Source organism: Phytomonospora endophytica (assembly GCF_014202425.1).
Lineage (GTDB): Bacteria > Actinomycetota > Actinomycetes > Mycobacteriales > Micromonosporaceae > Phytomonospora > Phytomonospora endophytica.
Window position 1 is genome coordinate 118266 of sequence record NZ_JACHGT010000016.1, and the last position, 21245, is coordinate 139510.

Consider the following 21245-nt stretch of genomic DNA (forward strand, 5'->3'; position numbering starts at 1 on the left):
ATCCGGTGGTGGTGGTGCGGATGTTGGTCTAACTCACGGCCGTGGCGCCGCCGAGGCTGGCGGCGCCGGCCGTGCTGCCCAGTCCGATCACGAGGCCCTCGACATTCGACGGACCCTGGAGCGGGACGAGCAGTTCGTCGCCTTCGCCGAGGAGGTGATTCCCTTCGGAGACCAGGCTGGGGAGGACGTCGGCCCGCTCAGACGAAGCGGCCGACTGGTGCACGGATCCCGCGGCCGACTTCTCGCCGGATCCACCGAGCAGAGGCAGGTTCGCGGCGGGCGCGACCTGTGGCAGGGCATTGGCGCGGGGCGCCGTGCCCATGGTGTGGAAGTCGCCGTCTCCTTCGCAGTCGGCGCTGGCGTCGCCCAGTGCGGCGACGGCGTTGCCGCAGACGTTGACCGGCACCTGTACCGGTACGGCGAACTGGTCGCCGTTGCCGACACCGTGGTTGTCGCCGGTGCTCATTCCGACGGTCGCGCCCCTCGTGGCCGTGGCCGAACCCGCGCAGCTCGCGTGGGCGTTGCCGAGGCCGGAGACGGCGATGCCGCAGACGTTCACCGGTACCTGAATCGGGGCGAGCAACTGGGTCCCGTTGAGGATGCCCTCGTTGTCGCGAGTGTCCATTGTGGGCGTCACGGTCTCGGCGCCGGTGCCGAGGACGGCGTCGGCCGAGCCGGCGCAGGCGGCGTGCGCGGTTCCGAAGGCCGTCGCGGCGATGCCGCAGGCGTTCACCGGAACCTGTGCGGGCGCCTGGATCTGCAGTCCGTTGACGATCCCCGCGTTGTCGTTCGAGTGCATGTCGGCGATGCCGCCGGGCCCGATCAGGGCCCGCGCTCCGCCGTCGGGAGAGCATTCGGCGGTGGCCTCGCCACCGACGTTGAGGTGATCTCCGCAGAGATCCAGCGGCGCCTGCAGCGGCAGGAGGACCTGTCCGCCGTCGACGCCCGTGCTGTTCTCACTCGTGACCAGCTCGGCGGCCTGGGCGCCGCTCCCGAGGAACAGGAGCAGTCCGGCCGCGAGCGCGCCGGCCCGGGTGACCGTGCGGGCCCATGTCTTCTTGTTCATGGACGCCACGTCCTTTCATTCGGCGTATTGCGAAGTGGTGTATCGGGTGGAGACGGAGCTCTCGCCTCCACCCGATCGGGTTTCACTTCGGTTCGTCCGACCCCGTTGCGTGGTTGGGGTGCTGGACTAGCCGAGCAGGCCGGTCAGCGAGTCGAGCCCGGCGCCGGAGGCGGCGGTGCGCGTCGCGGGAGCCGAGGTGCTGGCCTTGGTGGCGGCCGGGTCGTGGTCCGAGCCGGACTGCGCCGACGCGTTGCCCTTGCAGCCGGCGGCGGTCGCGCCGAGCACGGCCACCGAGTTGCCGCACGCGGTGATGGGCGCCTGGACGCCCGCGCCGACCTGGTTGCCGTTCAGCAGACCGAAGTTGTCGCTGGTGTACATGTTCGGCGTCAGCGAGGGCTTGGAGACCGCGTGCACCGATCCGTCGCAGCCCGCGTCGGCGGTGCCGCCCACGGCCGCGGCGTTGCCGCAGACCGAGATCGGGGCCTGGACGATGCCGGCGACCTGGTTGCCGTTGCCCGCGCCGTAGTTGCCGTAGGTGATCAGGTCGTAGGTGCGACCCGCCTCGACGGGAGCCGACTCGGTCACGGTGCGCTTGCCGAGGTTGGCGTCCGCGCGGCCGGAGCAGCCGGCGGTGCTGGCGCCCAGCAGGCTGGCGGCGTTGCCGCAGCCGGTGATCGGGGCCTGGACGGTCGCCGCGGCCTGGTTGCCGTTCAGCAGGCCGTAGTTGTCCGAGGTCCACAGGTTGTTGAGGGCGTCGGCGGTGATGTCGGCGGAGGTGTCCCCGTCGCACCACGCGGACGAGGTGCCCCCGGCGGCGGCGGCGTTGCCGCAGATGGTGATCGGCGCCTGCGCGGCGGCGACGGCCTGGTTGCCGTTGCCCGCGCCGTAGTTACCGGTGGTGCCGAGGTCGGCGGCCGAAGCGGCGCCACCCGTCAGCAGGAGGAAACCGGCGGCGAGGATCCCGGTGCGGACGACCTTGCGAGCGAGACTCTTCTTCATGAGAACTACGTGCCTTCCTATAACGGAATTGTTCTGGACCTGCCCGTTCCTGGCGTGAACGAGCCTTTCTGGCGACTTGCAGCGCGCATTGATAACGGCGAGTTCCAATGGCGACTGGTATTTCCGACTAAGCCTGCTGCTGCCTTTTGTTGGCGAAGCCGAGCGTGCGCATACAAGCACGGGTGGCTTTGGCATTCCGCAATGGGAGACGACGCGGTCGCGCTCTTGGCGAACCTTGCGTGGCAGATTGTCGACCCGCGCTTCCCGGCGGGTCAGGACTAATCGGGAGAGACGACCGGGTCGCTGATCCGCTCAGAAGGCAGACCGGCGTTGGCCGTGGCCGGCGCGACGCGAGACACCCGCGGGTCGCCGGCCGTGAGGTTCTGATGCGCGGTGGCCGAGCCACCGTCGTGCAGGGTGACTCCGGCACCGCCGGAAAGTGCACCACCGGTGATGTGCCCCAGGTCAGGGCCCATCGGGTACTGCGACGGGAGAGGAGCGAACGGGGCGGCGTGCCCCGTGACGCTGCTCGAGATGACCGCCGCGTCGTGAGACGAGATACTGCGTTCCACTCCGGGCCGGTACTCGGCGGAGTACCCGGCCGCGTGGAGAAGAGCCTGCGCAGGGGTGACACGTGGCCTGTTCGCCGCGCCTGAATCCGGACCGATGAGCGTGCCATCGAGCCGCGACACGAAGGTCCCCAAAGCGTTCCCGGGTAGTGCCGGGACGATCGGTGCGACCTGCGCGAGTGACGCGCTCATGGGGCTGACGACCATGGCGACTGGCGCCGTCACCTCATGAAGCACACCGGCCACTGGCTGTGTGACGGCGCCCATGCCACCGGAGTTGACCGTCTCTGCGAGAGGGTCGACGACCGGGCGGGCGACACTCGCCAATGGCTCGCTGACCGGTCGCACCAGACCCAGATACGGGTCCAGTGGCGCGGCCGGTGCGGCGACGACACGGCGTAGCCCGAACGGCTCCACCGTGTCCCCCACGAGCTCGAGCGGCGCGTCACTCGTCTGGACGGCGCCTTCGGTGCTGGTGGGGCTGGTCCGGTCGATCGACCGGGTGTCTCGGGAGGACTTCCCTTTCTCTTCCGTGCCACGAGCGACGGTGTCCGTAGGGACTCGCGTCCCTCCGTGCTCGCTTCCGCCGTTGCGGACTGAACTCGGCGACGACCCCGCACCCGTCCCGGAGGCACCTTCGACAGGCGCGACATCCAAGAGCGGCGAGGCGTACTGGTCCAGCTGGTTCGACTGGGTCGGATTTGCGGCCTGCACCGACTTTGCGGCCTCGCCGAGCGAGGATGTCGTCATTGGTGCGAGGTCGTAAGCGGACGAGTCGTCCAGAACGGCGGCGTGGGCGGACGCGGCACCGAGGCACCAGGCCGCACCCGCCAGGCCCGCGACCACCAGACCGCGCAGCATGCCGCGCGCGGGGAACCGACGGAGCAGCCCGGTGGCGCGACGAACGTCGCGACCCCTTCGGCTGGTCACCGCCACAATGGTTCCCTTCGTGGTCTACGGGCTGGGTCCGATGGAGGTTAATCCATCGGCACTCAGTGTAATCAACGAAGGGGTCGCGGATAGGTCACGCCCCGCCGCGACAATTTCTTGGAAAAATTGTCCTCACGCTATTCGGGGAGTCGCGGGCCCGCACGGAGCACGCCGCTGGGCAGTTCCCGTCCGACAATGTCCTGAGCCAGTTTCGCGGCTTCGAGCAATGCGTGGAGATTGACGCCCGTCGCTATTCCCATGTCTTCGAGCATGTGCACGACTTCCTCACTGGCGACGTTCCCCGTCGCGCCCGGCGCGTAGGGGCACCCGCCGAGGCCGCCGACGCTGGCGTCGAACTCGGTGACGCCGTAGTCGAGCGCCGTGAGGATGTTGGCCAGGGCGGTACCGCGCGTGTTGTGGAAGTGCAGAAGGAGAGGTACGTCGGCGTGCACGCTCCGGACCCGGTCGAGCAGCTCGGCGACGCGGCGGGGCGTGCCCATGCCGGTGGTGTCACCGAAGGAGACGCGGTCGGCTCCGTCGGCGACCACCCGGTCGACGATCGCGGCCACGCGCGCGGGATCGACGTCGCCCTCGTAGGGGCAGCCGAAGCTCGTCGAGATGATCACCTCGGCCGAGGCGTTCTCCTTGTGCAGCAGGGAGATCAGCCCGGTGATGTCGTCGAGGGACTCCTCGGTGGAGCGGTTGACGTTCTTCTGGTTGTGCGTGTTCGACGCCGACACGACGACCTCGACCTCGGTGAAACCCGCCTCCAGCGCGCGATGCGCGCCCTTGGTGTTGGGCACCAGCGCCGAATAGCGCACGTCGGGGTTCTTCTTCGCCCGTGCCCACACCTCGGCGGCGTCGGCCATCTGCGGGATCGCGCGCGGGTGCACGAAACTCACGGCCTCGATGCGCCCGACACCGGTCTGCGACAACGCGTCCAGCAGGCGCACCTTGTCGTCGGTGGAGACCGGGTCCTCGTTCTGCAGGCCGTCGCGCGGCCCGACCTCGCGCAACGAGACCTCACTGGGCAGTGCGGAGAAGTTCATCGCATCCTCCCGACGATGCCGGTGTCGTAGGTCCCGCCGGTGAACTCCTCGTTGTCGAGCAGTTCCAGGAAGAACGGCAGGTTCTGCTTCGGGCCCGCGATCGCGAACTCCGACAGGGCCGCGCGCGCCCGCTCGATCGCGGTCGCGCGGTCGGGACCGCTGACGATCAGCTTCGCCATCAGCGAGTCGTAGAAGCGCGGCACCGTATTGCCCCGCGCGTAACCGGAGTCGACGCGCACACCCCTGCCCTGCGGCTCGGTCCACTCCGTGATCACGCCCGGCCCGGGCAGGAAACGCTTGGGATCCTCGGCGTTGACCCGGAACTCGATCGCGTGCCCGGCCGGCGCCGGATCGTTGATCTTCGGATCCTCGCCCGCCGCGACCTTCAGCTGCGCGGCCACCAGGTCGACGCCGTACACGGTCTCGGTGATCGGGTGCTCCACCTGCAGGCGCGTGTTCATCTCCAGGAAGAAGAAGTCACGGGTGTCGGCGTCCAGCAGGAACTCCACGGTGCCCGCGTTCTGGTACGACACCGCCTCGCCGGCGCGGCGGGCCGCGTCGAGGAAACGCGCCCGCAGCTCCGGATCCAGCGCCGGGCTCGGCGTCTCCTCGACCAGCTTCTGGTTACGCCGCTGCACCGAGCACTCGCGCTCACCGAGGGTGAGGACGCGGCCGTCGGCGAGGCCGAGGATCTGCACCTCGATGTGGCGCACGCGCGGGTAGAAGCGCTCGATGAGCACGTCGCCGGAACCGAAGAGGCGTTCGGCGACGCCCTGGATCTGGGCGAGAACCTTCGGCAGGGCCTCGGCGTCGTCGGCGACGGCCATGCCCATGCCGCCGCCGCCCGCGGCGGCCTTGACCATGACGGGGTAACCGATCTCGGCGGCGCGGGCCGTGGCGGCCTCGGCGTCGGCGACGGGTTCACCCGTGCCGGGCGCGACGGGGACGCCGGCGGCGGCCATGATGTTGCGCGCGTTGATCTTGTCGCCCATCGCGGCGATGGCGTCCGGACCGGGACCGACCCAGATGAGCCCGGCCGCGGTGACCGCGCGCGCGAAGTCGGGGTTCTCCGAGCCGAAGCCGTAACCGGGGTGGATCGCGGCCGCACCGGTCTGCTCGGCCGCGGTCAGGATCGCGTCGACGTTGCGATACGAGAGGGCCGGATCCGCCGGTCCGATGTGGACGGACTCGTCGGCCTCCTTGACGTAGGGCAAGTCCGCGTCGGCCTCGGAGTGGACCGCGACGGTGCGGATTCCGAGCTTGTTGGCGGTCTTGATGATCCGGCGGGCGATCTCGCCCCGGTTGGCGATGAGCAGCGACTCGAACACGCCCCCACCTTAACGGTCGTTAGGTCGTCCCCGCCAGTGCTCCCAGGGTCGCCTCGCGGAGCAGGCGTGCGATGTCGGCGCGGCCGGAGTGGTCCCCGGCGCCACGCTGGGTGAAGTAGGGCGTGGAGTTCATCAGGCCGAAGGCCGCGTGAGCCAGCACACGCGCCTGTTCCTGGCTCAGCTCGGAGCGCAGCGCGACCAGGACGGTCACCCACTCCTCGACGTACTGGCGCTGAAGCATGCGGATCTCGCGGCGCGACTCGTCGGGAAGCCGGTCGAGTTCGTGCACGTGGAGGGCGATGACGGCCGGATTCGACAGGGCGAACTCGACGTGGAACTCGACCAGCGCGTGCAGGGCCGCGCGCGGGTCGTCGGGGTTGGCCTCGACGCGCTTGCGGCCCCCGTTGAGCAGGCGCTGGCTGACCGGGCGCAGGGCGGCCACGAGCATGGCCTCCTTGCCCTTGAAGTGGTGGTAGAGGGCGGGGCCGGTGACGTCGACGGCGCGGCCGATGTCGTCCATGGAGACGCCGTGGTAGCCGCGGGTGGCGAACATGCGGACGGCGACTTCCAGGATCTCGTCGCGCCGGGTCCGCACGGGGGCGGCTCCGGTGTCGGTGGGAGTGCTGCTCATTCGGACGAGATTAGCCCTGTCCGGATTGCGGACTGAACGGTCGTTCACCTAGTGGGACGTGCGCCGCCGGGAAAGGCGGCGCACGTCACGCTCAGTCGCGCAGGCCTACGCGTGCGTGCAGGCGGCGCAGCGGGCCGGGTGCCCACCAGTTCGCGCGGCCCGTCAGGCGCATCGCGGCCGGCATGAGCACGCCCCGGATGAGGGTGGCGTCGACGAGAACGGCCAGGGCCATGCCGACGCCGAGCATCTGCAGGAAGACGACGTCGCCGGTGGCGTAGACGGCGAAGGTCAGCGCGAGGATCGCCGCGGCCATGGTGACCAGGGGCGCGCTGCGCTGGATGCCGCGGGCGACGGCGGCGGTGTTGTCGCCGGTGCGGTCCCACTCCTCCTTGATGCGGGACAGGAGGAAGACCTCGTAGTCCATCGATAGGCCGTAGGCGACGCAGAACATCAGGATCGGGATGGACGGTTCGAAGGAACCCTGCGGTGTGAAGCCGATGGCCTCGGCGAGGTTGCCGTCCTGGAAGACCCAGACGAGCGCGCCGAACATGACCGACAGGGACAGCAGGTTCAGCACCGTCGCCTTCACGGGGATGAGGACGCTGCCGGTCATCAGGAAGAGGATGAGGAAGGTCGCGATGAGGATCAGCAGCAGCACCAGGGGAAGCCGGTCGAGCATGGCGTCGCGGAAGTCGGTGAGTTCGGCCGGGTAACCGCCGACGAGGACCGCGAAGGGCGCGGCGACCGCGCGAACCTCGGCGACCAGGCCGGTGCCGTCGCGGTCGAGGCGTTCGGCGGTCGGGACGACCGACAGCCAGGTCGCTGCACCCTTCGCGCGTGCGGGATCGCCGTCGGCGACACGGTTCCCGGCGACGAAGCGCCCGGCGGCGGAGTCGACCTGTGCGACGCCGTCGACGGTGGAGAGGGCGATGGCGTAGGCGGCGACGTCGGCGCCCGGCCCGGCGGTCGTGGTGACGATCTGGAGGGCGTCGGTCTCCTCGGCGGGGTAGGCGGCGTTCATCTGCTCGGTGACGACGCGGGCGGGCGCGTCGGCGGGCAGCGCGCGCTCATCGGGCAGGCCGAAGCGCACACCGAGGAAGGGTGAGGCGAGCAGGAGCACGACGACCAGGGCGAGCCCGCCGGTGAGCACCGGCCGGCGCATGACGGCGGTGACGAGGCGGTGCCAGCGTCCGTCCTCAGTGGACCTCTTGGGCGTGCGCGTGACCCGGTGTCCCCACAGTCGCAGCGCGGCCGGCAGGACGACGACGGCGCCGAGTGCGGCGGTGACGGGGACGAAGATCCCGGCGTAGGCGAAGGACTGGAGGAAGGGGAAGGGGAAGAGCAGCAGGACCGAGAGGCTGACGGCGACGGTTCCCGCGCTGAACAGGACCGTCCGGCCGGCCTTCGCGCGGGCGGCGGAGACGGCGTCCTCAATGGACTTTCCGGCGGCGGTCTCCTCACGGAAGCGGGTGATGACGAACAGGCAGTAGTCGACGGCGAGGCCAATGCCCATGACGAGGGTCAGGTTCGCCGCGAAGGTGGAGACCTCGGCGAAGTTCGCGACGATCCGCAGCAGGGCCAATGTGGACAGTACGGAGAGCAGACCGATACCGATGGTGAGCAGGGCCGCGACCGTCCGGCGGTAGAGCAGGAGCAGGAGGAGCAGCAGGCCCGGGAGGACGATCGCCTCGGCGAGCAGGAAGTCGCCGCGGGCGAGCTCGGCGGCTTCGCGGAAGAGCTGGTCGGCTCCTCCGACGGCGACGGTCAGTGCGGGGCCGTCGCGGTCGAAGGCCTCGGTGAGGCCGGGGAGGATCCCGGCGCGGACCTCGGTGGCGTCGCCGGGGACGTGGGCGAGGACGAGGGCGGTGGTGCCGTCGTCGCCGCGGAGGGTCGGCGAGCCGTCGGTCCAGTAGGAGCGCGCTTCGGCGACGCCGGGGTGGGCGGCCAGTTCGGCGGTGAGGGCGGTGCCGGCCGCGGCGGAGGCCACACTGTCCACATCGGAGTCGGTGGCGGTGACGAACAGGACGACGTTGGCCGCGCCGGTGCCGAATTCGGCGAGCAGGGCGTCGGCGGCCAGGCCCGCTTCGGCGCCGGGCGACTCGAAGCGGGAGAGGGTGAAGACGTTGAGGGCGCCGGCGCCGTAGACGGCCGAGGCGAGCAGGACCAGGAGGGTGGCGATGAGCACCGCCCGGGGGCGCTTGCGTTGCGCGGCGGGACTTTCGGCGGACATGTCACTCCCGATAGAATGCGAGCTTGGACTCGCATGAGGAAAATGCGAGTGATCGCTCGTATTTTTGGCGAGGGTGACTGAGACGACGCTGAGACCGCACGTCCGCTGACGGAGGATGGCAGGGAAGCGGGGTTAGGTTTGGCGCCATGGACAAGATCAACGACACCCGCGCGGTCCTGACCGCGTTCCTCACCGACCTCGGCGCCGAGGACTTCGACGCCGTCGGCGGGCACTTCGCCGAGACCGTCGACTGGAAGGTGAACTGGCCCGAGCGCGAGCACCCGGCCACACCGTGGATCCGCGCGCGGTCGACGCCCGCTGACGCCGCCGACAACTTCCGCGTCATCGCCGCCCACCACATCCGCGACAAGGCGGGCTTCGAACTCGACCGGATCCTCGTCGACGGCGACGACGCCGTCGTCCTCGGTGTGACCCGGCAGACCTCCCGCGCGACCGGGAAGTCCTTCGCGGCGATGGTCGCCGTCCACATGACCGTGACCGACGGCAAGATCAGCCGGTATCACGTCTACGAGGACTCCCTCGCGGTCGCCGAGGCCCACGGCGTGAGCTGAGGACGGCTACGATCCGGGCACGGCGAAGGCTGGACGGGAGCACGATGAACCGGGAACGGCGCCAGGACAACCGCAAGCGGCAGGCCCGCGGCGAGCTGCGGATCGCCCAGATCCTGGACGCCGCCGCCGAGTGCTTCGGCGAGGTCGGCTTCGCCTCCACGAGCACGAACGCGATCGCGGCGACGGCCGGCATCTCGCCGGGGTCGCTGTACCAGTTCTTCGCCAACAAGGACGACATCGCCCGGGCGCTGGCCAAGCGCTACATCAGGCTCCTCGAAGCCGCCCACGGCGAGGCCTTCGCCGACGAGGTGGCGAAACTGCCACTGAGCGACATGCTCGACCGGATCGTCGACCCGATCGTCGCCTTCAACCTCGCCCATCCCGGATTCCAGGCCCTGCTCGCCGATCCGGGCGTGCCGAGCCAGGTGTCCGAGGCCAAGAAGCCGCTGCACGCGGTGATGCTGACGCGGATCGACGCGATCTTCGGGGTTCGTGCGCCGGAGCTCGCACCGGACAAGCGGAGGCGAGGGGCGGAAGTGGCGGTGGGGATCTTCGCGGCCCTGCTGCGGATGGTGCTCGCGGCGGGACCGGCGGAACGGCCCGCACTGGTGGCCGAGCTGAAGCGGGCGGTGGGAGGGTACTTGGGGCCGCTGGTGGGGGAAGGGGCGGTTTGAGGGGGGTGCGGTTTGAGGGGTGGGGGCTGTCGCCGGGTGCTGCTGCTGGGTGCTGTCGCCGGGAATCGCTTGGGGTGGTGGCGTACCGCTCCTGCGGAGGACGCGCCTCACGCCGGAGTGTGATGCGGATCGGCGGAACGGCGGAACGTGCGACCACGCCGGGCGCGAACGCATGGCCGGAAGTGGAACGACGATGACGGCGGCCTGACACGCGGCCGAACGGCCTCGGCGATGCGCGGGCTCGGTTGCCGCGGCTCGCTTCGGGTGCGGCGGCAGGGTTCGGCTTCGGTTGCCGCGGCTCGCTTCGGGTGCGGCGGCAGGCTTCGGGTGCGGCGGCAGGCTTCGGGTGCGGCTTCGGCTTCGGGTGCGGCGGCAGGCTTCGGCTTCGGGTGCGGCTTCGGCTTCAGCTTCGGCTTCAGCTTCAGCTTCAGCTTCGGCTTCGGGTGCGGCGGCAGGCTTCGGCTTCAGCTTCGGCTTCGGGTGCGGCTTCGGCGGCATGGTGGTGCCGCACCTGACGTGGCGTCCACTCTTGCAGGCAGCGAGGTGAGGTCGCCCCCAACCGCGGGTGGGACTCCGCGGTCGTGCACGCCGACGTGTGCTCGTCCGAGCGCTTCACGCGCGCGGTTGTGCGACGAAGGGCCGGGTCCGTCGCGTTGGAGACGGCGGCGCTGGAGCGGAGTGTCCGGGCGATCCGGCCGGGGTCCCGCATGCGAGACGTTCTCGCAGCACCGCACCGCGTCTGTACCTCGACGGCGGCTCGTCGGCGACATGGCCGGGGCATCGCACCCGAGGGCTCGGCATAGGACCACTGGACGCGGGCGTCGCCACGGCGGGGTGTCCGGGCGATCCGGCTGGAACTGACACGCGGGGCGCCCGGGCCGGATCGACCCCGCCGACAGCGCGAGTCGGCGGTTGAAGCGCGACGTCGTCGTCAGGGCCGTGCTGCTGGGACATGGCATCCAGGCGTCCGGGCGATTCGGCCGGGACCCGCGTAGGGCGTGCGAGGTACCTCGGCTTTGGCGTCACGCGCGAGTCGCCGACTCGCGCGTCGTGTCGTGGAAGCCCGCCGGAACACCGGAATGTGGCTCACCATCGGCGCGGTGGCGAGGTCTCCGGGCGATCTAGAGCCAGCAGGTGGGGCCAGCGGGTGGAGCGCTCGCGCCGAAGTGAACCTCGTTGTCAGTGTTGAGCAGGACCGCCACCGCCACCGCCACCGCCACCGCCACCGCCACCGCCACCGCCACCGCCACCGCCACCGCCACCGCCACCGCCACCGCCACCGCCACCGCCACCGAGAGGATGGCGAAGAGTGAGCGCGGTTGCCAGCTGCCGACGCCGGGGCCACGAGGCCACAGGCCCGCAAGCCATAGGCGTTGCGGCGGCAAGGTCACGAAGCCATGGCCAGCGGGCCACGAGGTCGCAGGGCCGCGAGCCATGCGCGGTGGAGCGGCAAGGTCACAAGGCGGTAGCGCGAAGCGGCGGGCGGCGGGCTGGCGAGCGGGCCAGCGGGCGGCGAGCCTCGGGGGCGCAGGCCCGCAAGCCATAGGCGTTGCGGCGGCATGGTCACGAAGCCGTGGCCAATGAGCCTCGGGGGCAGGCCCGCAAGCCGCAGGCGGCACGGTGGCAAGGCCACGAGGCGGTGAGCAGCAAACCGTGAGCAGCAGGCAGGGAGCGGCGGGCGGCAAGGCGCTGAGGGCGCTGGCCGCAAGCCATAGGCGGCACGGCGGCACGGCGGCACGGCGGCACGGCGGCACGGCGGCACGGCGGCACGGCGGCACGGCGGCACGGCGGCACGGCGGACGCCTGGCGCCCGGCGTCTCGCCAGGCGCCAGGTGCCAGGCGAGACGCCGTCACCCCCACCCCCGCCGCCGCCCCTACCCGCCCCTCCCAGCCCTACCCGCAGAACACGCGGTCGATGATCCGCTCGCTGTACTCCCGCATCGCCGCGATGTCCTCCATCGAGTCCCCGTGCGCGCCGGTGAACACCAGCGACACGCTCTTCGTCCCGTCCTCGGTGACGCCGCCGCGGCTGATCACGCCGATGGTGTTGCCGCCGTGGTCCCAGTAGGTGCCGCCGCAGGTGAGCCGGTTCTCGTACACGCCGAGCCCGTAGCCCGCGGCGATGCCGCCGTCGGCTTCGACGGTCGTCTTCATCTCCTCCAGTTGCCCGGGGGGCAGCAGTTCACCGGCGAAGAGTGCCCGGAAGAAGCGCCCGAGGTCGGCGGTCGTGCTGACCATGGCTCCGGCGGCGTCGCTGCGGGTCGGGTTGTAGAAGCTCGTGTCGGTCGGCGGGGTGCCGAGGTCCCACTGCTGGTAGGCGCGGGCGTAGGGCGCCGGCATGAACGGGTCGTCACCCGGCACGGTGGTGTGCCGCAGCCGCAGCGGCTCGACGATCCGTCTGTCGACCTCCTCGGCCCAGGAGCGGCCGGTCGTCCGCTCGATGATCATCCCGGCGAGGACGTAGCCGGTGTTGCTGTAGCGGAAGTCCGTGCCCGGCGGGAAGTGCGGCGGGTGCGCGACGGCCATGGCGACCAGCTCGGCGGGCTCGTAGTGGTCGAAACGATGCCGACGGAAACCGTCGTCGCCTTCCTCGATACCGCTGCCCGGGACGTCGACGGAGTAGTCGTACAGGCCGCTGGTGTGCTGGAGGAGGTCGCGGACGGTGATCGCCGATCCGTCATTGCCGTTGCCCGCGACCACCCCGGGTAGGTGCCGCTCAACGGTGTCGTCGAGCCCGAGGCGGCCCTCGGCGACCAGCTGGAGCACGACCGTCGCCACGAAGGTCTTGGTGTTGCTGGCGATCCGGAAGTGCCCGTTCGCCGGCACGGGCCGCTCGGTGCGCACGTCGGCCACACCGCTCGTCGCGGTCCACACCGTCCCGTCGGCGAGCACGACGCGGCCCTGGACGCCGATCACGCCGAGTTCGTTGAGGTGGTCGAGGTCGGCGCGGAACTCGGCGCGCGTGTAGCCGGCGGAGGCACCGGCGGGCGGTGGGGCGGCGACGGTGCCGGCCAACGCGGCCATCGCGGTGAGGGTGGTCAACAGGATCTTGGTCATGGTCCGATGGTGTCGAAAATGGACGGTTCGCGCATCGGACCAGGATCGGACTTGTGTTCTGATACCAGGGTCGGAGGTGGGCCGGTTTCGGCTCAGCCCCGGGTCGTAGACGCGCGGACGAACGCGGCCGGGGAGACCCCCAGCGTCGCCCGGAAGTCCCGCACGAGGTGCGCCTGGTCGCTGTACCCGAGCTCGGCGGCGAGCCGTGCCCAGTCGGTGCCCGGCCCGGCGAGTTCCACGGCCTCGTGCACGCGGTAACGCATGATCGCCCACTTCGGGCTCACACCGAGGTACTCCGCGAACAGCCGTTGCAGTCCCCGCACCGACGTGCCCGCGACGGCCGCGACCTCGTCGACCCGGCGCAACCCGCGGTCGAGTCGCACCCGGTCGACCAGTTCACCGACGCGCACGGCGACCGGGTCGACCGACGCCGGCGCCAGGCCCAGCAGGAACGCGTCGAAGGCGGCGACACGGTCGCGCTCGTCGTCGGGCCCGAGGACCCGCGCGACGGCCTCCGACGTGCCGGGGAAGACCTCGCCGAGCGGCACCTCGCGGTCGGTCAGTTCCGCCTGGTGCCCGCCGTGGAAGGCCCGGAACAGGCCCGCCCGGAACTTCGCCCCGCACACCCGGCCGACGCCTTCGAGCTTGATGGCGAACAGGTCCATGCCGATCCCGGACACCACGCAGAAGTCGCCGCGCCCCTCCATGCGCTGGAACACGACGTTCACCGACGGGTGCGGAACCACGCGCGACTCGTAGGGCTCGTCGAGGTCCCAGTCGATGAACCAATAGTTCTCGACGTACGGCCGCAGCGCCCGGGCCGCCTCGAAACGGCGGAAGCGGACACGCGCCATCAGCTCGCCGGGATCGACGATGCCTCGGGTGTCTTTGCGCGGACCAGCCATTACGGCCCAGCCTATGTCGCGTTTTTTCAAAGCGCTCCGACCCCGCCGACCTAGCCTGGAACGTATGAGCGAAGAGATCAGCGCACATCTCAAGTCGGCCGCCGCGGCCGCGCGGCCCGTCGTCGACGGCGTCACCGAGGGGCACTTCGGCGACCCGACGCCCTGCGCCGAGTACGACGTGAAACAGCTGCTCAACCACCTGTTCCAGGTGGTCACGAACTTCCAGGCGCTCGCCACTCGCGCGAGCGCGGACTTCTCCTCGACGCCCGACCGCCTCACCGGCGACTGGCGCGCCGAGTTCGGCGCCGAGACCGAGCGGCTCGTGGCGGCGTGGTCGGCGCCGGACGCCCTGGAAGGCGTGTCGGCGGGGATGGGCCTGCCGCAGGTGGTCGTGGCGCGGATGGCGCTGCTCGACCTGACGCTGCACGCCTGGGACCTGTCGCGCGCGACCGGTCAGGACTTCACGCCCGCCGAGGGAGTGCTGGACGAGCTGTTCGCGCTCGTCGAGACGATGGGGCCGACCGCGCGCGAGCGGGGCGTGTTCGGCGAGCCCTTCGAGGTCCCGGAGGGCGCCTCCGACTTCGCGCGTCTCCTCGGCGCGGCGGGCCGCGATCCAGGCTGGAACCGTCGCCCGATCGAGTGACTCGGCGCGACACGCCGCAGTCATGATCATCTATACCGAGCAAGTCCGATATGTTCCCCTACGCGTGCTTGCCGCGCATCGCGGGTCCCGCACTCGGGAAGCGGGACCCGCGCCTTTCTCCGTGCCATCGAGCGGCCGACGCGCGGCGGGGCCGAGCCCCGCCGCGCCGGGCGCGGTCAGAAGTACTTGCGGATGCGCGGTCGCGTCTTCGCGGTGACGCTGATCCGGTTGAAGGCGTTGATCAGCGAGATCGTCATGACGAGGTTGCCGAGCTGCTCGGTGTCGAAGTGCTTCTCCGCCTCTTCCCACACCGCGTCGGACACGCCGTCCTCGCCGAGGCGGGTGACGGCCTCGGTGAGGCCGAGAGCCGCGCGCTCCGGCTCGGTGAAGTAGGGCGACTCGCGCCAGACGTCGAGCTGGAAGATGCGCTCGGGCTCTTCGCCGATCGACAGGATCTCGCGGATGTGCACGTCGAGGCACACCGAGCACTGGTTGATCTGGGAGGCGCGGATCTTGACCAGCTCGCGGAGTTTGTGGTCGAGGGTGTCGATCTTGCGGAGGGTCTGCTCGACCTCCTCCAGGGCCTGGTAGGCCGCGCCCGCGGCCCGTGGCATCCGGATCCTCGGCTCGGTCATCTCCGGCCTCCTTCAGTCGTGTACAGGTGACAACGCCCCGGAACGCGCGGGCGTTCCGCAGGTCAGAATGACATGTGTCACGGGCGTTTGGGGGTGCGTGCCTTACCTGCCCCCCGCCGGCCACGAACAACCCCCGCGCCCTGTGGGCGCGGGGGTCGCCGAACTTCGAATCAGGGTGCCGGGACCATGGCCACCGGCGACCAGGAGTGGTGCAGTAGCGCCTGCGCCACCGACCCGCTGACGCCCTCCGGGGCGCGCTCGGGGCCTCGGGTGCCGACGACGGTCAGCCTCGCCTGCGACGACGAGTCCACAAGGGACTCCGCCGGGCGGGTCTCCTGCAGTGAGCTGGTGAGCCGCACGCGCGGGAACTCCCGCTGGAAGGGCTTGAGTTCCTCGGCCAGCCACAGGCCGAGCCGGTGCTCCTGCTCGGCGGGCGTGCCCATGCCGTGCTCGTCGGAGCGCCGCCAGCACGAGATCACCGACACCGGGATCTGTTGCGCGGTGGCGTATCGGCCGGCGAAGAGCAACGCGGCGCGGGACGCGGGTGAGCCGTCGAGGCCCACGACGATCGGCGCGTCGGGCGCCGGTTCGCGCGTGCCGGTACGGACCAGCACGACCGGGGAGGAGGGCCGCGCGGTGAGCGCGGTGCTCACCGAGCCCAGGAGCATGCGGCCGAGGAGACCGCGGCCGTGGCTGCCGACGACGAGCATCGACGAGTTCCCGGCCCGGTCGGAGAGGATGCGGTAGGGGTCGCCTTCGACGGCCTCGGTCTCGATCGACAGTTCGGCCGACTGCTTGTGCGCCAGCTGGGCCGCCTGTTCGACGAGCTGCCAGGCCCGTTCTTCGGTGTGGCGCCGTTCCTCGGTGGTGGTTCGGTACGCCCGTCCCTGCTGCTTCGAGGTGGGGGACGATGGGACGTACACATGGATGAGCAGCATCGGGCGCTTGGACGCGTCCGCCTCCTTGGCCGCCCACTGAAGGGCGGTGAGGCTCTCGGGAGCGTCGTCGATGCCGACGACGATCCGGGCCCTTTCGTCTGCCTTGACCATGAAGCCGAGTTTTCTCGTCCTATGTGGACTTCGATGGTGCCGAAGGTCCCGAGCGAAGGGTAGGGACGGCCCTAAGTCATCAGTGTTCCGGCGATCCACTCTAGGACTTGGGAGCGTCTGGCGAGGAGTGATCATGGTCGGCTCAGGTGCCGGGGCACACCGCCTTCGTGCGGACATCGAGATCAGCGGTGTGCCACAGGGAGTTGGTTTCCATCCGTATGTCTATCGCCTCGCGCGGGCGTGCCGCGTCGACGGCGACGTGTCCAATGTGGACGGCAATGTGCTGATCCGCGCTTCGGGCACGCGCTCGGCGGTCGAGGAATTCCTGTTCCGGCTGTCGCGGCAGTCGCCGGCCACGCCGGTCAGCATCCGCAGCCGCCTCGTCGACGGCGAACTCCCCCAAGGGTTCACCATCGGCCTCGACCACGGCGGGCGCCGCGAGGTCAGCGACGACCGCGCGGTCTGCGAGGCCTGCCTCGCCGACCTGTGGGACCCCTACGACCGCCGCTTCGGTTACCCCTTCACCAACTGCGCCGACTGCGGCCCGCGCGCCAGCATCCTCACCGGCGTGGACTGGGACCGGCGCAACACGACCATGGAAAGCTTCCGGCTCTGCTCCGGCTGTGCCGCCGAGCACGCCGACCCTTCGGGGCGCCGCTACCACGCCGAACCCGTCGGCTGCCCCAAATGCGGGCCGCGGCTGACCTGGACGGCGCGTGCGTCCACTGTGGAGAAAGCCGCGCCGGCACTCGACGGTGCGGTCGCCGCCCTCGACGACGGCGGCGTGGTCGCGGTCAAGTCGGTCGGCGGCTACCGCCTCTTCGCCGACGCCGCCGACATCGGCGCGCTGGCCCGCCTGCGCGACTTCGACCCACGGCCGCCCGCGCTGCTCATGCCCGACGTCGACACCGCCGACGCGCTCATCGGCATCACCGACGGCGAACGCGCGCTCCTGCAGGGCACCGACGCGCCGATCGTGCTCGTCTCGACCGTCCACAGTGCCGTCGGCGACGTGATCGCGCCCGGTGTGGGAGAAGTCGGCGTCCAGCTCCCCCACACGCCGCTGCTGCACCTGATCGCCGCCGCCCTCGACCGGCCGCTGGCCTTCATCACCGGGCCCCGCCCCATCACCGACGACGACGAGGCGGCCAGCGTCCTCGGACTCGTCGCCGACGGAATCCTCGCCCACGACCAGCGCATCGCCATGGCCGTCGACGACGCCGTGGTGCGCGCCGACCCCGGCGGCGTCACGCGCCTCCAGCGCGCCGGACGCGGCCACCGCCCGCGCGTCAACGGCCAGCGCCCCACCGGAACCGAGCCCGTCCAGCGCCACCACGCACAGGTCGTCGCCACGGCCGCCGAACACGACGTCCCCGGCCCCTTCCTCGGCGTCGCCTACGACGCCCTCGGACCCGGCGGTGACGGAACCTACTGGGGCGGCGAGGTTCTGCTCGCCGGTTACACCGACTTCATGCGCGTCGGCCGCTTCGCCCACGCGCCCCTCCCCGGCGGCGAGGCCGCCCTCGACCACCCCGCGCGCCTCGCCCTCGGCTACCTCTTCGGCCTGGAAAGCCTTGGCGGACAGGCCATCGACCCCGAGCTCACCGCTCCCCTCCTCGCCCGCTTCGAACCCTCGCTCATCGCCGAGGTCCGTCGCAGCGTCGACGGATCCTCACGCGCCTCCAGCGCCGGGATGCTCTGCGAGGCCATGGCCGCCGTCCTCGGCGTCCACGACGTCAACTCCTACCGCGGCGAGGGATCGCGACTGCTCGCCGGGACCGTCGGCCCCGACGACGGCGACGCCCCCGCGCTGCCCTGGCGACTCGTCCGCCGCGACGGGCTGTGGGTCTACGATCCCGCGCCGACCATCACCGGCGCGCTCACCGCGCTCGCCGAAAGGGTTCCCGTCGGGCGAATCGCCGCGGCCTTCGAGTCGACGCTCATCGAGGTCACCCTCGCCATGATCGCCGATGTCGCCCGCCGCACCATGATCCAGGCCGTCTGCCTCGGCGGCAGCGTCTTCGGCCACCGCAGGCTCGCCCTGCGCATGCTGGACGCCTTGACGGAACAGGGTTTCGGGGCCTTTCTCAACAGCGCGACCGCGCCCGGTCAGGACACCGTCGACTACGGACGCGATGCCGTGGCCGACGCCCGCGACCGGCGCGAAAGACGCTGACCCGACCCGAAAACGGACCGCCCCGTTGCCGGGGCGGTCCGTCGCGGTACGGGGAAGTACCCGTGAACACGATGATGGCCGGTCGACGCTGGGAGTGTCGTCGACCGGCCGATGCCTTCCGGTGATGCGGGCTGACCACCACCGTGGCGGGACCATCGGCCGCCAGAACCCCGGGGAACTCGCGGTTTGCACCGGTGACCACGCGTACGTGTAGCTCGGCTCCGCAGATACCTCGCCGCCGCACCTGACCCTTGCTCGCTGGTCACCTACTGCTCCGGTGCCGCTGTCGACATCCGAAGCCCCGGCCCTCGGCCGTTGGTCCCCTACAGCATCGCTCGGAGTGACGGTCCGCCGACAGGTCCCTAGGGCATGGAAGCCCGGGACCTTCGGCCCGTTACCGCGGGTCGCCGAACTTCGGCGGCTCGAAGGGCGGCGGGTCGAACTTCGGCGGTTCCATCTGCCCGAAGGGGTTGTCCTGCGGGTGCTGGACCTGCCGCGGCACGGGCGCCGCGTCGCCGCCTTCGGGGCGCTTGCGGAAGTAGTCGGAGGCGTTGCGGCCGACCAGCGACAGCGCGGCCGTGGCGTAGGCGGCGGTGTTGATCAGCGCCAGGACCGCGTAGAAGGTCAGCAGTCCCTCGGACTTCGTGACCGTCGAAATACCCGGCATGGCGACGATCCCGAGCAGCCCGCAGGCCACGACTCCGGCCAGACCGGTCCATTTCGCCGGCTTCAGCGCCCATCCGGCACCACGCCACACGAAGAACCCCATGAGCCCCAGCCACACCACGGTCACCAGACCGAAGATCAGCGGCGGCATGGAGGTCAGGTCGTCCACCGGGTTGAGCAGCCAGTTGCCCGACGCGCTCTCGCCGGCGGAGGTGTACATCCCGGTGATGACGAGGTTGAGCACGGCCGTCACACCGAAGGACACCGCCGCGACCGTGATCCGGGTCGGCCGAGGAGGTTTGCCGAGAAAATGGGTCACCGAGGCCTCTTCGGGCCAGCTCTCGTGCATCGCCGTCCTCTCGATCGGGGGTGAGGTGTCCCCCACATCATCGTTGATGGGGCGCGCGCCACCAAATCACGATTTGGTTCGATCATGGCGATGGGCCGGAGCGGGTGCAACACTGGGCAACCTACCGGCGAGTTGGGAATCGGCGCGAGGAGGCGGCGGGTGTCGGGCGCGAGGGACGTGTGGTCGAGTTTCGTGGCGATCGGTGACAGCTTCACCGAGGGCATGGACGATGCGCGCCCCGACGGTACTTATCGAGGCTGGGCCGACCTTGTCGCCGAACGCCTCGCCGAGGTCACGCCGGGTTTCCGTTACGCGAACCTCGCCGTGCGGGGGCGCCTCTTCGACGCCGTCGTCGACGAGCAGGTGCCGATGGCGCTGCGCTCGGCGCCGGAGCTGGTCACGTTCGCGGCGGGCGGCAACGACGCCCTGCGACGCGGCTTCAACCCGGTGACGCTGGCGACGCGGCTGCACGAGGTCGTGCGGATGCTGTCGGCGATCGGGTCGACGGTCGTGCTGTTCACCGCCGCCGACGTCAGCCAGGTGCTGCCGGCCCGGCGGTTCATCGCACAGCGGGTGCGCTCCCTCAACGACGCCACCCACCGGGTCGCCGTCCGGCACGACGCGATCCTCATCGACCTCTTCCACGACGAGGGTTTCCACGACCGTCGCATGTGGAGCATCGACCGGCTGCATCTGTCCGCCGCCGGGCACCGGCGGGTCGCCTCGCACGTGCTGACCGCCTTGAAGGTCGACCCGGATCCGCTGTGGGACGCGCCTTTGGACCCCGCGCCACGCGCCGGCTGGGTCGCGTCGAGGAAGTCCGACGTCGCGTGGGCGAGGACGCACCTGGCGCCGTGGGTGAAACGGCGGCTGACCGGCAAGTCCTCGGGGGACACGATCGTCCCGAAGAGACCCGACCTGCGCCCCTGGAGCGACGATGTTTCTTAAAGCGGTCGGCTGCCTGACCCTGATGCTCCTCGCGGCGTGGATGCTCGGGATGTGGATCCGCAGGCAGCGGCGGGACTGAGGTGGACCGCGAGGCGCACCTGGCGCACCTGGTCGCCGAACACGAGACCTTCCGGTCCTGCCTCGACGGCGATCTCGCCGCCCCCGTGAGCACCTGCGGAGACTGGGATCTGCGTGCGCTCGCCGAGCACATGGGGCACGGGAACCGCTGGGCCGCCACCGCCGTGACCGAAGGCCGTGGCGATCATCCGGACTCGCCCGTTCCGGCCGGCCGTGCCGCTTTCCTGTCCTGGTACGACGACTCGTCCGACATGCTCGTCTCCGCACTCTCGACCGACCCGGCGGCCCCGGCGTGGTCCTTCCACGGCAACGGATCGGTCGGCTTCTGGCGGCGCCGACGCGCCCTTGAGGTCCTGGTCCATCGCCGGGACGCCGAGCTCGCGCTCGGCCGGATCTCTCCGATCGACCCGGCGCTGGCCGCCGACGGCGTGGCCGAGGTCTTCGAGGTCATGGCGCCGCGTCAGATCGCGCGCGGCCGTGCCGTGGCGCCGACGGCGGCCGTGCGGCTGGACGCGACCGACGTCGACGGGAGCTGGACCTACGGCCCGGGCGAGCCGGTGGCGCGGTTGTCGGGGCGCGCCGAGGATCTGCTGCTTCTGCTGTGGGGCAGGGTTTCCCGCGACGGTGTCGCCTGGAACGGCGATCGTGTCGCGGGTGAGCGGATCCTCGACGGGCCGCTGGTGCCCTGAGG

General features: G+C 70.9%; 19 protein-coding genes. 6 read left to right on the forward strand and 13 right to left on the reverse strand.

What is annotated here, in order from left to right:
* Positions 1 to 28 precede the first annotated feature (28 nt).
* The 7 genes from HNR73_RS30780 to HNR73_RS30810 all read right to left on the reverse strand — a co-directional run bounded on the left by HNR73_RS30780 (position 29) and on the right by HNR73_RS30810 (position 8802).
* Entirely contained in the window at positions 29 to 1066 is a 1038-nt protein-coding gene (locus HNR73_RS30780; protein ID WP_184791194.1) for a chaplin family protein, read from the reverse strand.
* A 126-nt stretch (positions 1067 to 1192) separates the two neighbouring features.
* Positions 1193 to 2065, reverse strand: a complete 873-nt coding sequence (locus HNR73_RS30785; protein WP_184791195.1) for a chaplin family protein — start codon at positions 2063 to 2065, stop codon at positions 1193 to 1195.
* A 278-nt stretch (positions 2066 to 2343) separates the two neighbouring features.
* Entirely contained in the window at positions 2344 to 3564 is a 1221-nt protein-coding gene (locus tag HNR73_RS30790) for a hypothetical protein (protein WP_184791196.1), read from the reverse strand.
* Positions 3565 to 3701: 137 nt separating this feature from the next.
* A complete protein-coding gene (locus HNR73_RS30795; RefSeq protein ID WP_184791197.1) occupies positions 3702 to 4613 on the reverse strand; it encodes a hydroxymethylglutaryl-CoA lyase in 912 nt (303 codons plus the stop codon).
* Complete coding sequence (locus tag HNR73_RS30800) at positions 4610 to 5941, reverse strand: acetyl-CoA carboxylase biotin carboxylase subunit (protein WP_184791198.1); 1332 nt, start codon at positions 5939 to 5941, stop codon at positions 4610 to 4612. Before HNR73_RS30800 ends, HNR73_RS30795 begins: the two co-directional genes overlap by 4 nt.
* Before the next feature lie 19 nt (positions 5942 to 5960).
* Positions 5961 to 6572, reverse strand: a complete 612-nt coding sequence (locus tag HNR73_RS30805; RefSeq protein WP_184791199.1) for a TetR/AcrR family transcriptional regulator — start codon at positions 6570 to 6572, stop codon at positions 5961 to 5963.
* A 91-nt stretch (positions 6573 to 6663) separates the two neighbouring features.
* Positions 6664 to 8802, reverse strand: coding sequence for an MMPL family transporter (locus HNR73_RS30810; protein WP_184791200.1), 2139 nt, complete (start codon positions 8800 to 8802; stop codon positions 6664 to 6666).
* A 146-nt stretch (positions 8803 to 8948) separates the two neighbouring features.
* On the opposite strand from HNR73_RS30810, the gene HNR73_RS30815 reads away from it, so the two are divergent.
* Both HNR73_RS30815 and HNR73_RS30820 read left to right on the forward strand, forming a co-directional pair.
* A complete protein-coding gene (locus tag HNR73_RS30815) occupies positions 8949 to 9374 on the forward strand; it encodes a nuclear transport factor 2 family protein (protein WP_184791201.1) in 426 nt (141 codons plus the stop codon).
* Positions 9375 to 9418: 44 nt separating this feature from the next.
* Positions 9419 to 10048: a TetR/AcrR family transcriptional regulator gene (locus HNR73_RS30820; RefSeq protein ID WP_184791202.1), complete on the forward strand. Its 630-nt coding sequence runs from the start codon at positions 9419 to 9421 to the stop codon at positions 10046 to 10048.
* Between the two features lie 1121 nt (positions 10049 to 11169).
* Here the strand turns inward: HNR73_RS30820 and HNR73_RS30825 are convergent.
* The 3 genes from HNR73_RS30825 to HNR73_RS30835 form a co-directional block, all read right to left on the reverse strand.
* Positions 11170 to 11439 (reverse strand): hypothetical protein, encoded by a 270-nt coding sequence (locus HNR73_RS30825; protein WP_184791203.1) that lies wholly within the window; start codon positions 11437 to 11439, stop codon positions 11170 to 11172.
* 502 nt (positions 11440 to 11941) lie between these two features.
* Positions 11942 to 13105: a serine hydrolase domain-containing protein gene (locus tag HNR73_RS30830; RefSeq protein ID WP_184791204.1), complete on the reverse strand. Its 1164-nt coding sequence runs from the start codon at positions 13103 to 13105 to the stop codon at positions 11942 to 11944.
* A gap of 92 nt (positions 13106 to 13197) precedes the next feature.
* Complete coding sequence (locus tag HNR73_RS30835; RefSeq protein ID WP_184791205.1) at positions 13198 to 14010, reverse strand: helix-turn-helix domain-containing protein; 813 nt, start codon at positions 14008 to 14010, stop codon at positions 13198 to 13200.
* A gap of 64 nt (positions 14011 to 14074) precedes the next feature.
* Here HNR73_RS30835 and HNR73_RS30840 point away from each other — a divergent pair, with 64 nt between their 5' ends.
* Positions 14075 to 14653, forward strand: coding sequence for a TIGR03086 family metal-binding protein (locus HNR73_RS30840; protein ID WP_184791206.1), 579 nt, complete (start codon positions 14075 to 14077; stop codon positions 14651 to 14653).
* Between the two features lie 176 nt (positions 14654 to 14829).
* Here the strand turns inward: HNR73_RS30840 and HNR73_RS30845 are convergent, their stop codons facing one another.
* Together HNR73_RS30845 and HNR73_RS30850 are read right to left on the reverse strand one after the other, a co-directional pair.
* Entirely contained in the window at positions 14830 to 15288 is a 459-nt protein-coding gene (locus HNR73_RS30845; protein WP_239121944.1) for a carboxymuconolactone decarboxylase family protein, read from the reverse strand.
* A 170-nt stretch (positions 15289 to 15458) separates the two neighbouring features.
* On the reverse strand, positions 15459 to 16337 hold the full coding sequence (locus tag HNR73_RS30850; protein WP_184791207.1) for a universal stress protein: 879 nt from the start codon (positions 16335 to 16337) through the stop codon (positions 15459 to 15461).
* A gap of 133 nt (positions 16338 to 16470) precedes the next feature.
* On the opposite strand from HNR73_RS30850, the gene HNR73_RS30855 reads away from it, so the two are divergent.
* Positions 16471 to 18513 (forward strand): Kae1-like domain-containing protein, encoded by a 2043-nt coding sequence (locus HNR73_RS30855; RefSeq protein WP_184791208.1) that lies wholly within the window; start codon positions 16471 to 16473, stop codon positions 18511 to 18513.
* A gap of 394 nt (positions 18514 to 18907) precedes the next feature.
* Here the strand turns inward: HNR73_RS30855 and HNR73_RS30860 are convergent, their stop codons facing one another.
* Positions 18908 to 19528, reverse strand: a complete 621-nt coding sequence (locus tag HNR73_RS30860) for a hypothetical protein (RefSeq protein WP_184791209.1) — start codon at positions 19526 to 19528, stop codon at positions 18908 to 18910.
* A gap of 222 nt (positions 19529 to 19750) precedes the next feature.
* On the opposite strand from HNR73_RS30860, the gene HNR73_RS30865 reads away from it, so the two are divergent.
* Together HNR73_RS30865 and HNR73_RS30870 are read left to right on the forward strand one after the other, a co-directional pair.
* Complete coding sequence (locus HNR73_RS30865) at positions 19751 to 20476, forward strand: SGNH/GDSL hydrolase family protein (protein WP_239121949.1); 726 nt, start codon at positions 19751 to 19753, stop codon at positions 20474 to 20476.
* An 80-nt stretch (positions 20477 to 20556) separates the two neighbouring features.
* Positions 20557 to 21243, forward strand: a complete 687-nt coding sequence (locus tag HNR73_RS30870; RefSeq protein WP_184791210.1) for a maleylpyruvate isomerase family mycothiol-dependent enzyme — start codon at positions 20557 to 20559, stop codon at positions 21241 to 21243.
* Positions 21244 to 21245: the final 2 nt, after the last annotated feature.